Origin of the sequence: Pseudomonas mandelii (genome assembly GCF_006438925.1) — a bacterium.
GTDB lineage: Bacteria > Pseudomonadota > Gammaproteobacteria > Pseudomonadales > Pseudomonadaceae > Aquipseudomonas > Aquipseudomonas mandelii_C.
In genome coordinates, this window is record NZ_RCZA01000011.1 from 196,750 (window position 1) to 213,887 (window position 17,138).

6 protein-coding genes and 1 pseudogene are annotated in these 17,138 nt (G+C 54.6%); 6 read left to right on the forward strand and 1 reads right to left on the reverse strand.

The window, feature by feature from the left end; translation table 11 throughout:
* Positions 1–7: 7 nt before the first annotated feature.
* A complete protein-coding gene (locus EAH74_RS24545) occupies positions 8–679 on the reverse strand; it encodes a histidine phosphatase family protein (RefSeq protein ID WP_140681692.1) in 672 nt (223 codons plus the stop codon).
* Between the two features lie 395 nt (positions 680–1,074).
* Between EAH74_RS24545 and EAH74_RS33960 the strand changes: the two are divergent.
* The 6 genes and pseudogenes from EAH74_RS33960 to EAH74_RS24570 form a co-directional block, all read left to right on the forward strand.
* Positions 1,075–2,001: pseudogene (locus tag EAH74_RS33960) on the forward strand (methyl-accepting chemotaxis protein); the annotation flags it as partial.
* Between the two features lie 144 nt (positions 2,002–2,145).
* Positions 2,146–2,859 (forward strand): methyl-accepting chemotaxis protein, encoded by a 714-nt coding sequence (locus EAH74_RS33965; RefSeq protein ID WP_403144941.1) that lies wholly within the window; start codon positions 2,146–2,148, stop codon positions 2,857–2,859.
* A 231-nt stretch (positions 2,860–3,090) separates the two neighbouring features.
* On the forward strand, positions 3,091–5,637 hold the full coding sequence (locus tag EAH74_RS24555) for a Tc toxin subunit A (protein WP_140681696.1): 2,547 nt from the start codon (positions 3,091–3,093) through the stop codon (positions 5,635–5,637).
* Between the two features lie 35 nt (positions 5,638–5,672).
* Complete coding sequence (locus EAH74_RS24560; RefSeq protein WP_140681698.1) at positions 5,673–9,860, forward strand: neuraminidase-like domain-containing protein; 4,188 nt, start codon at positions 5,673–5,675, stop codon at positions 9,858–9,860.
* A complete protein-coding gene (locus tag EAH74_RS24565) occupies positions 9,857–14,332 on the forward strand; it encodes a SpvB/TcaC N-terminal domain-containing protein (protein ID WP_140681700.1) in 4,476 nt (1,491 codons plus the stop codon). Before EAH74_RS24560 ends, EAH74_RS24565 begins: the two co-directional genes overlap by 4 nt.
* A complete protein-coding gene (locus EAH74_RS24570) occupies positions 14,329–17,130 on the forward strand; it encodes an RHS repeat-associated core domain-containing protein (RefSeq protein ID WP_140681702.1) in 2,802 nt (933 codons plus the stop codon). The genes EAH74_RS24565 and EAH74_RS24570 overlap by 4 nt, the downstream gene beginning before the upstream one ends.
* Positions 17,131–17,138: the final 8 nt, after the last annotated feature.

Consider the following 17,138-nt stretch of genomic DNA (forward strand, 5'->3'; position numbering starts at 1 on the left):
TAAAAACTCATTCGGTGGTCACCGAGTGCCAATCCGAGGCTTCGATGAAGCCGAGCATGTGCGGCGCCTGAGGCGTTTCGGCAGAAATAAACAAGGAAGCACCATAACCGAGAGTGGAAGCCGGTAATTTGAGGTCTTTCTCAAGTTGCGACATGCATTCGCTGTGGGTCACCAGAATCAGGTTTCGCCCGGCCACCTTGTGCGCCAGAGTGTCACGCAGCATGCTGCCCTTGCAATTGATCAACCATTCTTCACCGACTCCGACCTTGTTGAACATGTAGCCAGCGGTCTGCGCTGTACGGATCATGGGGCTGTTGTAGATGTCGGCCCTGCTCAGTCCCAGTTGCTCGAACTGTGCACCGACCCCCACCGCGACGCTGCGAGCGCGAGCGGTAATGCCATCGTTACCACTCAGACAGGCGGCGCTGGAATGATCGCAGCGTTCGACGTGACGCACCAGCACGATTACGTTGCCCTTGACCCAATCGGCCGCCAACGCCCGGGCGCCGGCCACATTGCCATGGGCCAGGTCCGGTACAGCGGCCGGCTGCAACAGCCACACCGTCAGAGGAATCACCAACAGCGCCGAGGCGAGCACGACAGCCGCATTGCGATAGCGGGCAAAACGGCTCAGATCAATCGAGCGTTTTACCCCGAACAGACTCAGTCTCAATACCACATCAAACCGCCTCTCAGGCACGCATCACTTTCTTCGGTGCGGCGAGAGTAAGGAGGCTGGCGTCGGCAGTCGGTGAAACGCATGTGAAAAAAAGCTTAAGACCTGCACAAAAGCCTTGTTACACATCGGTCCCGCAAAAACCATTCAGCTCTCGCAATGGCTGCCGATACAGTCCTGCTACACACCTTGCTGGCGACCAAAAACAACAATCTTCCAGCCAACCGACGATCTAGAAGCACAACGTTCCTGGAGGACTTTTGATGAATAGCTGGTTCGGCAATATCAGCGTGAACATGAAGCTGGGCCTGGGGTTCGGCCTGGTCCTGGCCCTGACCTGCGTCCTCGCCCTGACCGGCTGGACGAGCCTGGGCGGATTGATTGACCGCAGCAACTGGATGAGCGACATCACCCAGCTCAATGCCGGCCTGACCAAGCTGCGTGTGGTTCGCCTGCAATACATGCTGACCAACGGCGACGAAACCGCCGCACAGAACGTCCAGACCACGCTCGAGGCGTTTTCCGCTCAGCAACAAGCGCTGCTGGTGAAATTCAAGAGCCCGGAAAACCTCAAGCTGCTCAAAGAGCAAGGCGCCGTCATCGACGCCTACAAGACGTCCCTGAACAAAATGCGCAGCGCGTACCGCACCGGTAACAGCGCGCGCGACGCCATGGGCGCCAATGCCGACACCGCCAACACGCTGATCAACGCCATCAACACCCGCGTGCAGCAAATGCCTCTGAGCGACCAGCGCTTCGAACAATTCCAGGCCATCACGGCGGCCAAGGAAGCCTTCTTGCTGGCCCGCTACGAAGTGCGCGGCTACACCGCGACCACCAACGCCGAGACCGAGCAAAAAGCCGTCGGCCAACTGGACGTGGCGATCGCCAGCCTTACCCCCCTCAACGTGCATTTCGCCGACACCCAGCAAGACGCCCTGCGTCAGCTGGAAACCGCACTGACCAACTACCGCAGCGCCTTGCAGGCTTATAAAGCGGCGAACAGCGATGCAGTGCAGGCGCGCAAGGAAATGACCGACCAGGGCGCCGCTATCGTAACCCTGAGCGAGCAGCTGTATCAGATCCAGCTCGACCGCCGTGACGCCGAAAGCGCTCAGGCTCGCACGCTGCAGCTGATCAGCACCTTGCTGGCGTTGCTGGTGGGCATCATTGCTGCCGTGATCATCACCCGTCAGATTACCGGCCCGCTGCGCGACACCTTGGCCGTGGTTGAACGCATCGCCAGCGGCGACCTGTCCCAGGACGTCAAAGTGACTCGCCGCGACGAACTCGGCGTGTTGCAACAAGGCATCGCTCGCATGGGTGTAACCCTGCGCGACTTGATCAGCGGCATCCGCGACGGTGTCACCCAGATCGCCAGTGCTGCCGAAGAACTATCCGCGGTGACCGAGCAAACCAGCGCCGGGGTCAACAGCCAAAAGATCGAAACCGATCAAGTGGCGACCGCCATGCACGAGATGACTGCCACCGTGCAGGAAGTTGCGCGCAACGCCGAAGAAGCCTCCCAGGCGGCCGCCGCTGCTGACGGCGAAGCCCGCGAAGGCGATAAGGTTGTCAACGAAGCCATCGCCCAGATCGAACGCCTGGCCACTGAAGTGGCGCGCTCCACCGAAGCCATGAGCGTGCTGCAACAGGAAAGCGACAAGATCGGCAGCGTCATGGACGTGATCAAGGCCGTGGCCGAACAGACCAACCTGCTGGCGCTCAACGCCGCCATCGAAGCCGCCCGTGCCGGTGAAGCCGGTCGTGGCTTTGCCGTGGTTGCCGACGAAGTCCGTGGCCTGGCTCAGCGAACGCAGAAATCCACCGAAGAAATCGAAGGCCTGGTGGCCGGTCTGCAGAACGGCACACAACAAGTGTCCGCCGTGATGAACAACAGCCGCGCCCTGACCGACAGCAGCGTTGCGCTGACCCGCAAGGCTGGCGTGTCACTGGAAAACATCACCCGCACGGTGTCCAACATCCAGTCGATGAACCAGCAGATCGCTGCCGCCGCCGAACAGCAAAGCGCCGTGGCCGAAGAGATCAGCCGCAGCATCATCAACGTGCGCGACGTGTCCGAACAGACTGCCGCCGCCAGCGATGAAACCGCTGCGTCCAGTGTTGAACTGGCGCGGTTGGGCAATCAGTTGCAGATGATGGTTAGCCACTTCAGGGTTTAACCCTCACCCCTATGACTCATATTTGCCAAGGCTCCCACGCAAGGTGGGAGCCATTGGCAACCAGCCTGCCATCGGCATCTGCCTGAAAAACCTGCATCCCTCCCCTAAGAACCCGCACGAAAAATCGTCTTTTCATACGGATCAATCTCAGTCCTCCTATCTCCCCGTGCTGCTAGCTTCTGTAGTTTCTTCTGACCGGAACACTCTGTTCGATCAGGAGATACACAACACATGGACGATAACGACGCCCTTCTGTACCCACTCGTTGACCCTACTTCCAGCGAAGACGGAACAAACACCGAATTCAAAACAGCTATGCAGAATATGCAGATTGACTCGGTGTTCGACATCGTCAGCATGTCGCCGGAAGATTTTGCTAATGCGCTAGCACTGCACAGCGCTGCCGATGCACAGCAGATCTATGACAACGCGGTTGCATGTGCACACATGATTAATCGTCTGTATTACGAGCAGCAGGTATCGTCCGACGACGTTATACAGCGTAACCGACGAAACGCAGATTCCGAACAGGCATCCGTACCCATCACCTATCAATCGCTGTTCAAGGAAAACTGGGACCAGTTTTGCCATGAAGGCAATATAGCGGCCAACAACTCTCCCGCGGCCTATCTGAGGGCGCTGTATCGGTTTTCCCTTGAGCTGGAAAAATCGTCTACACACTCAGACAAAATCACCTTGGAACAACGCCGCCCTGATATCCCGGCATTAATGCTGGACGCACAAAGCACTTTCGTTGAACGCCCGATGCTGAGCATCGTCAACGACACCTTGAAGACTCATATCCAACAACATCTGGATAAAACCAACAACAAAAAGACCGTTCAAGAGGTATTGGCCAGCGAGCACTATCCGCTTCAGTTGCCCTACGATTTACATCACCACAAATGCCTGCTCGCGTTGGGCGATGATAAGCCGGCGCTGGGTGAGTTTAATTATCGGGTCAGTCTTGAACTGCCGTTCTCGGGAGTAAATTCGACTTATGGAGGAACTTCGAGAACGCGAGCCGAGTCTCAAAAACTGCTATCAGGTTTAAGTCCGGAACAACAGAAACTGCTCACCGCGCCGTACGGTGACGATGTGGCATGGAATGCCTACGGCTCTGAAAACTACCATCTTTTGTGGAGCGTCAATAGTTTCCAGGAGTTAACCGGACTGACAGGCGATCAGATTGAACAATTACTGGCTTACGGTAAATATTTCCCAAACGAGTCAATTCATAACTTATGGTCCGCTCGCCATCTTTATGGCTGCCTGTACATCAATAGAAAATCAGACGGTAAAGTTTTTGCGGCGGACCAGAAATTTTACAACTTAAACACACACCGTTTGGATCGCATGCTACGAATGATCCGACTGCACCGCTGGACAGATATTTCCTTCGCCGAGCTTGACACTTTAACTACTAACGTCGACCTGTCGGCACCGGGCATACATCATGGCATGAACAGCAACATGTTACGGGCACTCGGCGTGTATCACTACATGAACAAGCGCTTTAGCATCAAGCCAGAAGAGTTTGCTTCGCTTTACCACAACATGCCAACTTACTCCTGCGGTGATCGCGAATCATTGTTCGATCAGGTATTCAGTAAAACCAAACCATCCACGAGCCCTCTGATAGAAAACAATGGGAAAGACATTGATATCGACGCCCCTGAATCCCTGGCGACACTACACTTTTTAAAAGCGGGGCTAGATTCGAGTGTCACACAGGATGACTTTCTACTTATCGCGCGACAAAGCAAGAAACACCTGACGTCATTCAAACATGATCTCTCGAGCGCCTCTGCCATTTACCGTCAGGCACGAATCGCCCAGATGTTTGGCTTGTCACCTTCTGAATGCACAGACTTGGCACGATTGCTGGGGGGCGAAGCATTCTGTAAGTCGTTGGTGACAGGGACCATAAAGGCGGAAAGCAGTTCCGAAAGCGACATTTTCGACGTACTGATGGCGATGGATTGGGCCGTTGACTGGCTCAAGCAAAATAACTATTCGGTCAAGCAATGGTGCCGCTTACTCGATAAAACCCAGGACGAACTGGCGTTGAACCCGACACTGGAAGATCAAATTAAAACCGTTCAAAACAGTCCGCATGACACGGATGAGAAAAAAGTTTTTCTGGTGCAAAAACTTCTGCACGATGTGGCCGCTCTTTCCAGGGAACAAGTCCCGTGCGCGATGAAATTGGCCGAGACTTCCGAAGTCGCGATTTTCGATGAAATGACTCCGCAGACGTTCGTCTCCGGGAAAAAACCACGGTTATTCGCAAGCGCACTGCGCGCTACCGAGGCAATACAGGCGCTGTTGATAAGCAATGCCTCATTACTGAAATTGCTGAATAACCCGGCATGGCTTGCACACGGCAACTACGGGACACTGACGCCCCATACGCTGTATCTGCTTGATCGATTCAGTACTTGCACCCACCACCATGTACAAGCAGAAACCAGGCTTCTGAACTACCTAGAACAGGCCAATGGACAGTCGGACGCTGTGGCCATTAACAATTCCAACACCTCACTGGCTGAGCTCCTGAACTGGACGATTGAAGAGGTCGGTACCTTGACTGCCGATTTGCCGCACCAGCGCGCCCGATCAATGGAAGAAGTGGATTGGGTCATACGCTGCAAAAAATGCTGCGAAGAGACAGGCCTGTCGGTCAACAACCTGAAACTGGCAGCTTCGTTAAACACCGAAAAACCCACTGCAGACTGGAAAACCGTTGGGGAAGCCCTGATCGCGGCTCATTTCTGACACGCCTTTCTTTTGCAAATATTCAAGGATTGAATATGAAGGATGTACTAACAAAACTTGATGAAACCCTGCGCGATGTTCAGCTGGCGTATTACTTGAAGAAAGTTGTGCCCTCCGACACCACCAAAAAGACACTCAAGCTAAAGACTGTCGAGGATCTCAGCGAGTTTTGGTTGCTTGATGTACAGGTTAGCCAGCGTGTTCGCACTTCCCCCGTTGCGTGTGCCATTGCCAGCCTGCAGCAATACACTTACCGCATTCTGCATGACATGGAGCCCGGCTACGGCCCAGCGACTAAAACGCCTGAGCGAGTAAAGACCTGGACCGACGAAATGCGTCGTTACTCAATCTGGGCGGGCCACCAAAAACTATTGTATTACCCTGAGATTTACCTCGATCCAAGCCTCAGAAACACGGACAGCGATAATTTCAAACAACTGAAAAACGACATAAACCAAAGCCGGATTCAACCTGAGGCCATTGAGTCGGCCGTAAAATCTTACCTGACGCGCTTTGAGGAAGTATCCAATCTAAACATTCTCAATGGGTATATCGACGGCACGGATTTCGCCAATAGCAAATACTATTTCATTGCCAAATCGCGTTCCGGGCATACTTATTTCTGGCGCTCACTGAACATGGCCGAACGGCCATATAACGGCGAGAAAACCGCAAGTGGAAAACGTGTCAAACAGGACCATCCCGAACCGTACGCATGGTCGGACTGGGAAAAAGCAGATATCCCTATTCCGCACGACGCCATCGAACACACCATTCGCCCTGTCTGGTTCAATAATCGGCTGTTCGTTACCTGGGCCCAGTGCATTCATCAAGACCCGGCGGGTGTAACAAAAAACAGAAGAGATCCTCAACTATTGATGAGTTACTGCTACAAAAAGACTAACGACACCTGGAGCTCACCGCAAACGGTCTTGAACGAATATGTCAATAATGGCTTGCTTGGCAAACACACATCACGCCCTATCGAAGAAACTCCATTATCCGACCTGCACCCAGACAAAATAAAATCACGTATAAATACGGTAGCCGTCCAAAACAGAGAGAATTCACAAGACGTTCTGCTCCTTGCCATCGTATTGTATGGCGAGCAAGCAGAATTAATGCTGCCAAGGACGTCCTATACAAACGGTGTTTACGACGGGTGGAATCGCTATGAGCACAAGCAAAACAACACCCCTCTCTTTTTAAGTTCCGCAAGCATTAATAAAAATCTTACTCACATCCCTGGCCCTCCCTCTCGGAGCTACAACATACTAGAGCCTCTTTCACTTCCGCATTACAAACTTGCATACAACATTCACAAACACCCTATAAACGAGTTATCCAAACCTGTTTTCTACCTGCAATCAAAGCAGGAAACAAATCACACGAAACATGGAACCATAAAACCTGCCCCTACCCAGACACCATTATTGCCAACTGACTCAATATACTACAAAGTAGATTACGCGATGCATAGTTCAGAAACAATCATTTACCTGAATCTAAATCCGGACTTAATTTCAAACTCGCAAGCAGCTTCTTTATTTGTAGTTCAACAGTCAGCAATGCCCCAACTCGTTCAAACCACCCCTCTTATCTCAGGGACGGATTCGTACCACTTCCATTTTGAAAATTGCAACCTAATTAGAACCACTGAAATATTCCAATATGGTTTAACAATACATGAAAATGACGAGCATTGGTTTGGCGGGGGCATTGAAGTTAGTACGGCGGATCGTTTTAGCACTCCAAAACTTTCAAATAATAATTCAGTGCAATATCTCGATTTTTCAGACTCATTGATACTGCACAGCGATATCGGTCTGGTAGATCGTCAACCCATCAGACTCAATACCTTGCTTGCCACCGAGCTGACCGGTCGTGCCGAGAACAGTCTGGATGAACTGTTCAGCCGGGAAACACAACAGTTGCGGGAACCGAAAATATCTAATGGCGACTCTGATCAATCCATGGACTTTCACGGCCCCAACGGCCGCTATTACGCAGAGCTGTTCCTTAATTTACCTTGGTTGATAGCACATCGATTAAACGCGGAAGGGCGATACGTCGAGGCCGAACGCTGGATCAAATACCTCTTCGATCCGGGCCGAAGACTGTCCGAATGCTGGAAGACTGTGCCCTTGACCGGCACCGACGTGCCCTCCTATGCCGCTCGCGCCCCGCATGATCCGCACATGATTTCCCAAAGCTACCCAGTGCACGCTCGCAAGGCGCTTTACTTGCTTTATCTCGACATCTTGATCAATCGGGGCGATGCCACGTACCGGGAATTGACGCCAGATAGTCTCGTCGAGGCAAAGCTTTGGTATATGCGAGCATCGACTCTTCTTGGCTCGCGCCCGGTTATTCAATGGGCGGATCAATGGTCGTCCATCAGTTTGAAAGCACTGAGCGCGAACCACACCGAGAAGCGCCGTGCACTTAAGAAGACACTGAACCTGTTGAACGCCAATGGCTCGATCAGGCTCCCAGGAGGAGACGTACGAGAGGCGCTGCCTGCTATCCAGACTTCGAGCCTGCGCGTGCCGTTCAACCCGGAGCTACTCAAGCGCTGGGACATTGTCGAGAGTCGCCTGTACAACCTGCGACACAACATCGACATCAGCGGCAAGCCGTTGCGTTTGCCATTGTTCGCGGCGCCCATGGACCCGAAAGTTCTGGTCAGCCTCCGTGCGTCGGGCGTCTCCTATGGCGTCAATTCGCAATTACACAAACCTGCGCTCTGGCACTATCGCTTCAACGCCATGCACAGTCAGGCGTTGAGTGCGGTAGACAGCGTGATCCAGTTCGGTTCCACGCTATTGTCGCTGATCGAACGCCAGGAACAGGCTCATCTGCAAGAGCAGCAGCAACAACAAGCCTGGGACATGGCAAAAATTTCCGTCGCGTTGCAAACCCAGGCGCTCAGCGTTGATAGTAAAAACCGTGAGTTTTTGAACACTGGCAAACAAGTCATCCTCGGGCGGTTGAAGCACTACGAGCAATTACTGGAGAAAGATGTAACCCCGGAAGAAGCCGAGGCTGGTCGACTGTATTTGAGCAGCGCCACCGAAGAAATGGCTTCAGCATCCGCCCAGGCCGTCGCAGGCGGCCTGATGCTGATTCCAAACATCTTTGGCGTCGCCAACGGTGGTTCGCGCTGGGAAGGGACAGCCTATGCCACCAGCGCTCTCGCACAGCTGCGAGCTACGCAGGCTCGTTCCGAGGCGAGCAACCTCGACCGTAATGCACAGTTCGCTCGCCGTCGGGAGGAGTGGGCGTTGAATCGTAATCAGGCACAACTTGAGCTGACACAGATCACGGCACAAATCGCGCAATCTGCCGAGCAGGAAAAGGTCACTCGCCTGCAGCTGAAACAGGCTGAAACAGCATTGAGCCATGCCCGAGACAACCACGACTTTCTCCGCAAGCGCTTTACCAACAAGCAGCTTTATCAATGGCTCAACAATCAATTTTCAACGTTGTATGAACAGGCTTATGAAGTGGCGCTGGACTTATGCCTGGCCGCCGAGGCCTGCTGGCAATACGAGTGCGCCGACTACACCAGACGGTTCATTCAACCCGGGAAGTGGAACACCACTTACCGTGGTTTTTCAGCAGGTGAGAGCCTCAAGAGCCGTCTGGTGACAATGCAGGCCGAATTCCTGAAGGCTAACCGTCGCGGCCTGGAAATCACTAAAACCGTATCCCTGAGAACTCTCAAGGATAAGGACAAGACCAGCAAGATCAATCGGACCTGGGAGCAGATTCACACCTCGCTCATAGAGGAAGGGAGCTGTGATTTCGAACTGACCCATAAAATGTTTGAAGACGACTGGAAGGGACAAGGACATTACCTGCGGCGTATCAAGACCCTCAGCGTGACGATACCGGGCATTGTGAGCCCCTACGAAAACATCAGGGCAACGCTGACTCAAACGTCCAGTTCGATGTACCTGTCTACCGATACCAAAGGACCGAGCATCAAGGATCCGCGCGTTAAACAACAAGTCGCGCTTTCCACCGGAGACGACGATAGCGGCCTGTTCACTCTCAACCTTCTCGATGAACGCTACCTGCCTTTCGAATACACCGGGGCGATTTCAACGTGGCGCCTGACCTTCCCGAACCACACGGCGCAGAAAGCCATGCTTGATTCGCTGACCGACATCATCGTGCATGTGAAATACACGGCCAAAAGGCCTGGAGTTTCGCGATGAGTGAACAAGGCACAATGTCCGTCGCCGCTCCTGTACTGCCAAAAGGCGGGGGCGCCATTCAAAGCATCGGCAAGGGTTTTGGCGATATCGGCGCCCAGGGTGCTGCCTCGTATGAAGTCGCCTTACCCATTTCTCCGGGACGCGGCTTCGCACCTGACTTGTCGCTGAGCTATGGCAGTTCAGTCGGTAACAGTGAGTTTGGCATCGGCTGGGGAGTTTCTTTGCCTGTCGTGGCGCGACGCACCAGCAAAGGTGTGCCGGCCTATGCCGACGATGACGAGATCGTCGGCCCCGGCGCAGTGGTGTGGATGCCCGAGCAAGGCGCTCAGGGCACGCTCACAACCAACATTACTCGCTACAACGATCTGCAACTGGATACAACCTACACCGTGGTACGCCACTTCCCGCGCCTCGAAAAAAGCTTTGACCGAATCGAACACTGGTCTTCCAAAAACGACAGACCGGGTTTCTGGCTGGTGCACGGTGCCGATGGCAGCCTTCACGTGTTCGGCAGACAACCGGCATCGCGTCGCGCCGATCCCGAGGATGCGAACCGTGTTGCCGAATGGTTGCTGGAGGAAAGCGTGAACCCGCACGGCGAGCACATTCTCTACCAGTACACGGCTGAAAAGGCGCAGCGCTACCTGAGCAGCGTGAGCTATGGCAATTTCAAGGCCGACGCGCAGCTGTATTTATGGAAACCGGATCAGCTGAAAACGGTGCAATGGCACTTCGAACTGGTGTTCGACTACGGCGAACGCAGCCTGGATTATCAAGAGAAACCGGCGTACGCCGGACAGCAATGGCTAACACGTAACGACGCTTTTTCCAGTTTCGCCTATGGCTTTGAAATACGCACACATCGCCTGTGCCGCCAGGTGCTGATGTTCCATCGTTTTCCCGCAGAGCTGGGTAACGATCCGGTTCTGGTCAGACGCCTGTTAATCGATTACCGACAGACGCCTCTGGGGTATCAGCATCTGAGCGCCGCCCATGAGCAGGCCTACACAGAGGCGACAACCGCCGAAAACCGCCCGCCCATGGAATTCACCTACAGCGCCTTTGAACTACCGGCAGCCTCCAGCATGTGGCAGCCGTTTCAGAACATGCCCGGTCTCAACGACGGGCAACGTTATCAATGGGTGGACCTGTACGGCGAAGGTCTGGCGGGTGTGCTGTATCGGGATAGCGCTGGCTGGTACTACCGCGAACCCATTCGCGCCAAAGCCAAAAGCAACGAGGTGGCTTACGACCAGCTGCGCGTCGTCCCCGCAGTACCGACGGCTGCATCCGCCAGGATGGCGTTTCAGTCACTGAGCGATCTGACTGGCGATGGTCGATTGGACTTGATCACTGCCCAGCCGAAGTCAAGCGGGTTTTTCTCGCTTGATGCCGAGCGAAAGTGGTCAGGATTTGCCACGTTCGATGCGTTCCCGATTGAGTTTTTCCAGCGAAAAAGCCAATTGGCCGACCTGATGGGTGCCGGACTCAGCGACCTCGCCATGATAGGACCCCGAAGCGTCCGGTTGTACGCCAACCGGCGCAAGAAAGGCTTCGCCCCCGCTGTCGAAGTGCCTCGTAAAAAGGATGACGACGACCTTCCCGTGCTGACGTCTTCACCCGGCGAACTGGTCGCCTTCAGCGACATGCTCGGCAGTGGTCAACAACACCTGGTACGCATACGTCACAACGAAGTGAAGTGCTGGCCAAACCTGGGCCGCGGGCGTTTCGGCAAAGGTCTCGTGCTCGGGTCGCCGGGCATTGCATACGAGGCGTTCGACGCTTCGCGTATTCGTCTGGCGGATCTGGACGGCTCTGGTGCTACCGACCTGATTTACCTGGAGTCCAAGCATGCGCTTATCTATATGAACCGCAGCGGCAACAGCTTTGCTCCGCCGGTCAGGCTGACCTGGCCAGAGGGTGTTCGCTTCAACAGTTTATGTCAGGTGAGCTTCGACAGCCTTCAAGGGCTCGGCTGCTCCAGCCTGATACTGAGCACGCCGAACATGACGCCCCGCCATTGGCGCTACGATTTCGTCAGTGCAAAACCCTATTTGCTCATCGGCGCCAATAACAATATGGGCGCCGCAAACTGCATCAGTTATCGCAGTTCGGCGCAGGAATGGCTGGATGAGAAAGCGGAGAAAATCAAAGCCGGCAAACCTCCCATCTGTCACCTGCCATTTGCCATGCATGTGGTCTCGAAAAAGACCCAACTCGACGAGATCACTGGCAATCGCCTGACCCAGAGTTTTTCCTATCGCCAAGGATACTATGATGGTATCGAGCGGGAGTTTCGCGGCTTCGGCTTATTGCTACAGGTCGACAGTGAAACGCCCCCCAGTGATACCCCACTGGAAGGTTTTACAACGCCATGCCTGACAAAGAGCTGGTTCCATACGGGACAAGCGGTGGACATGCCCCGTGACGGTTTCGACGTCACTGACAAACACGCTGTGGAACCGGGCAAATCGCTGCTTTGCCAATACCGGTCCGAGACTGACAGTGACGCTGTAATCGATTCGCCAGACCTGTCGACAACCCTGGAAATGGCACGCGCCCTGAGTGGCCAAGTGCTGCGCAGCGAAGTCTTTGGCATCGATGAGCGCTCAGGAATCAGCACGCTCTATTCTGTCCAGGAAAACCGCTATCGGGTTCGCTTGCTGCAAGTGCCGCAAGGCAAACGGCACTACGCCCGGATGTTGCCTTTGGCGCTGGAATCCATCAGCTATCAATACGAAGGCATCGCTGATGACCCGCAATGTCAGCACACCTTCAATCTGCGGCATGACCCGTACGGCGCTCTGACCCACAGCGTGAGCGTCCATTACGCCAGACGCAAAGCCGCCGACGACACCCCGCCCTTCAGCGATACCGATCAACAACAATGGTGGCGCGATGCGCATGATCCGGCGCAACAGTTCTACTACCTGAGCGAAACCCGCGCCGAGTTCATCCATCTGGACGCGCCCCAAGGATGGCGACTGGGCCTGCCCTATCGTCAGCGCACCCGGGCACAGAAACGACCCAAGGCGCCCGAGAATGGAGGGCTGCCGGCAAAGGACATGACGTACGAAAAACTCCTCGAACGGGTAAAGGAATCAGCCTGGACCCACCAGAGTGTTCTGACTGGCCTTTCGGTGCAGCGCTATAAGAACACCTCAACCGCAGAAACCCTCAAGGAGGGTGTCGCGCACTTCGAAGCCCTTGCCGACTATCTGGAAACTGCCGAGCTCGACGAAACGGCCCTGACTGCTTTCGACGTATTGCCGCAGGCGAGTCGCCCCACAGAAGAGCTGATCGAACAAATGGGCTATCAGCGCATGACCGATTTTTTTTCGGCGCCCTCAGAAAAATTCTGGTCGGTCAAAAGCTCTTTTTCGACCTACGCCACTTTGGCGGGCTTCTACAAAATAAAGAGTTTCCAAGCGAGTAAGAGCCAAGGCGTGACCAAGGTTTTCTATGACAAGCATTGTTGCCTGATCACTGAGTTCAGGCTGCCCGATCGCTGTGCCACTCAAGCAACCTACGACTATCGTTCGCTTCTACCTCTGCGCATCGTCGACCCGAACGGCAACGTCCATGAAGCTCTCTACAACAGCTTTGGCCGGTTGCTGGCCAACAGTTTTTACGGCACCGAAGGCAACAAACCCACAGGTTTCAAACCGATTGCTGATTACAAGCGCCCGACATTCACCAGGCCGGGCGATGCCATCGCAGACGGTAAAAAAGCGTTACAGAAAGCCGCCAGCACCACATTTTCAGCGCCGTTCAGCTGGATGGGATGCATCTCGGAGGCGGCCATGAAAGAGGCTGATTGGCTGGCGCGCTGCATAACCAAGGGCGATTTGCTACCCGGTGGGTTTATTTGCAATCGTGCCCGAGATCGTCTGGCGGCACTTGAGAAGCACTCTGCCGATGATGAGAAATTGAAGATCGAAATCGACAAGTCGCCCCGTGAGCCGATACACGTCGCCACCCTGGTCGCCGATCGTTACCCCGACGACAAGCAGCAACAAATCCACATCAGCGTTACTTGCCTTGATGGCTTCGGCCGAACATTGCAAAGCAAGCAATTGGTTGAATCAGGGACCGCTTATGTTGTCGACGCCAAGGGTGGATTGACGCTTGAAAATGGAAAACCGCTCGAGCAGGTGTCAGCTATGCGCTGGCGTATCAGCGAACGGGTTGAATACAACAACAAGGGATTGGCGATCCGCACTTACCGGCCGTACTTTGCCAATCACCATCAGTACATCAACGATGTGTCCTTGCGGCAGTTCGGCCACTACGACCTGCAGTTTTACGATGCGCTGGGCCGACCAGCCTGCACACGACTCGCCAGACAAGGCGACCTTTCCTGTATGCGGCGGCAAACCCGACATCCCTGGTACACCGTTGAGGAGGACGAGAACGATACGCTCGAAGAGATCACGCCCAAGACACCTGCCATTTCCGGAGGTGCCGCATGAGCGCGCAATTGCATAGCAAGACACCGACGCTGACCGCGGTCGACAGCCGAGGTCTGACAACCCGGCATGTCGCTTACTGGCGTAGCGACGCGGCCGCAACAGCACAGGCAAGGATAACGCGCCAACTGCATGACATTGCGGGGCGTCTGGTTGCGCAGTGGGATCCACGACTGTCCCACGGCGAGTCCAGGGCCAATCTGAGCAGCATTTACAGCCTGTCCGGCAGATTGTTACAGACAGACAGTGTTGACGCCGGGTGGCAGGTCAATCTACCCGCAGACGCAGGACACATAGTGCGTAACTGGGACCAGCGCGGCAATGTTCGGCACACCCACTACGACGACCAGCTAAGGCCGGTCAGCATCCAGGAACAAGCAGCAGGCGATACCCTGAACGTAGTCGAGCGTATGACCTACGGCGACAGCTCTCCACAGAACGCATCACGTAATCTGTGTGGAGAGCTGACTCGTCATGATGACTGCGCCGGCACCTTGATTACTGAAGGACACGCGATCTGCGCCAAACCCCTTGGCCATACGCGGCACTTCCTGCGCAACGCCGATCGACCAAACTGGCCGGCTGACGAGAAAGCATGTGACAGCCTGCTTGAAGACAGTAAAGGACATGCGACGATCTGGCAGTACGACGCACTGGGACAATCCATACAACAGATCGATGCAGGCGGACATCGACAGCGCTTCTCGTTTGACGTATCCGGCCAGCTCAAGGCCGTCAGCCTGTTGATCAAGGAGGCGACGACTGAACAGATCATCTTCAAGGATCTGCGCTATAACGCGTTTGGTCAGGTTGAATCCCAGACTGCCGGGAATGATGTTATCAGCCGTGCAGTGTTCGACCCGGCCAGCGGTCGACTGACCTCACTCAGCGCATCCGTTTCGTCGAGCATCTTGCAAGATCTTCACTACGCCTATGACGCCGTGGGCAATGTGACGAAAATCGAAGACAAAGCCCAGCCGGCACAGTTCGGCAGTAACCAGAAGGTTGAAGCCGTCAGCACGTTTACCTACGACAGCCTCTATCAACTGATCAGCGCTACAGGTCGTGAAGCAGCGGGACCGAACAACCAACCCCACCTCCCCATGTCCAGCAGGGCACCTGTTGATGCGCTGCAACTGTTCAACTTTTCAGAACAGTACGAGTACGACGCGGGTGGTAACTTGACCGAACTGCGCCATGTGCGTGATCGCAATAACTACACCCGGACGCTGAACGTTGCAGCGGCAAGCAATCGCCTCTTGTCCTGGAACAAGGGCGACTCAACGCCCGGTGTGACCGCAACATTCGATACAAACGGCAATCTGCAAGCACTGCAACCCGGCCGATCGCTGCAATGGAACATACGCGATCAACTTGACAACGTAGTGCTGGTGACGCGTGAGGATGGCCCTGATGACGATGAACGTTATTGCTACGACAGTAACGGGCAACGCGTACGAAAAATCCACACAACCCATGCCGCGTCGGTGACTCACACCCGAGAGGTCCGCTATCTGCCGGGCCTCGAAATTCGTACCCGCCATAACGAAAGACTGGAAGTCATCACCCTGCAAGCCGGGCGCTGCAATGTGCGCTACTTGCACTGGACCAAAGGTCGACCGGACGGCATCGCGGCAAACCAGTTGCGCTATAGCCTCGATGATCATCTGGGTTCAAGTTCAATCGAACTCGACGATAAGGCCTGGCTGATCAGTCAGGAGAGTTACTTGCCGTATGGAGGAACGGCATGGGTAGCGTCCCGCTCGGCCGTGGAGGCCGACTACCGAACCATCCGGTATTCCGGCAAGGAGCGCGATGCCAGTGGGCTGTATTACTACGGTCATCGGTATTACGCGCCGTGGTTGCAGCGCTGGATCAGCCCCGATCCTGCGGGTGCCGTGGATGGGTTGAATCTGTATGCCATGGTGGGGAATAACCCCGTTAGATTTATCGATCACCAAGGGTTGGGCAAAATACAATTCATTGATTTCACTACCCCGTGGCTAAAGGATGAAGTTGCGAAAAAAATCGTAACGACTGCGAATGCCAACGCGGGCGGCACAGCAAAGAAACAGAAAAAGCCAACCGAAGATGCCGGTGGACGTGATCCCGAATTCGGCCTCAGCAAAAATAGTCTGAAAGATCTTGTTGTTCACTCTACTGCCGACTTTTGGGATGAGCGGGATGAGGGGATCGTGAACGCCAGCCGGTTCTACAACTTGAATGGGCCAAGATCTGGCCCGCGGAATTACTCCGGGGTAGATAACAATTATGCAGGCACCGCCACAAGCCCTGACTTCTACTTGAGCTTCGGAAGCTACAAGATCGGTAATACGGCTGACTACATGACAGATTTGGCCAGTCGATATAGCGCCACGAAAGATGACCGGCTTCAAAGAATAACAATAAGTCTGGATATGCTGGAGGAGCACCCAACACTAAGCAGAACAGCCGCGAACGCCCATGAACTCCAGCAATGGACCCGCGATTTAATTGAAAAGCATATCGAGCACAGTGACGGGATCATTCCCATACTGACCGGAGGACCAGGGGCTCATGGCGAGGTGCGGGCGCTGAACTCAATTGTTGCTCTCTTCCCGGACAAGGCTGAAAGAATGCTTTCGAATACGAATCTTTCCACCACTAAATTAATCGGTCCGCACGCGCCAAAGCCATTTATAGCCTGCTTAAATTGCAGCGGCATCATTCCCAAATCGGTCCAGGTCTGGACCCATCGCACGCCCATAAATTACGCAGCGTATAACGCTCGCGTACAGCAAATAAACGGCCCTGGACATTGACAGCGTGG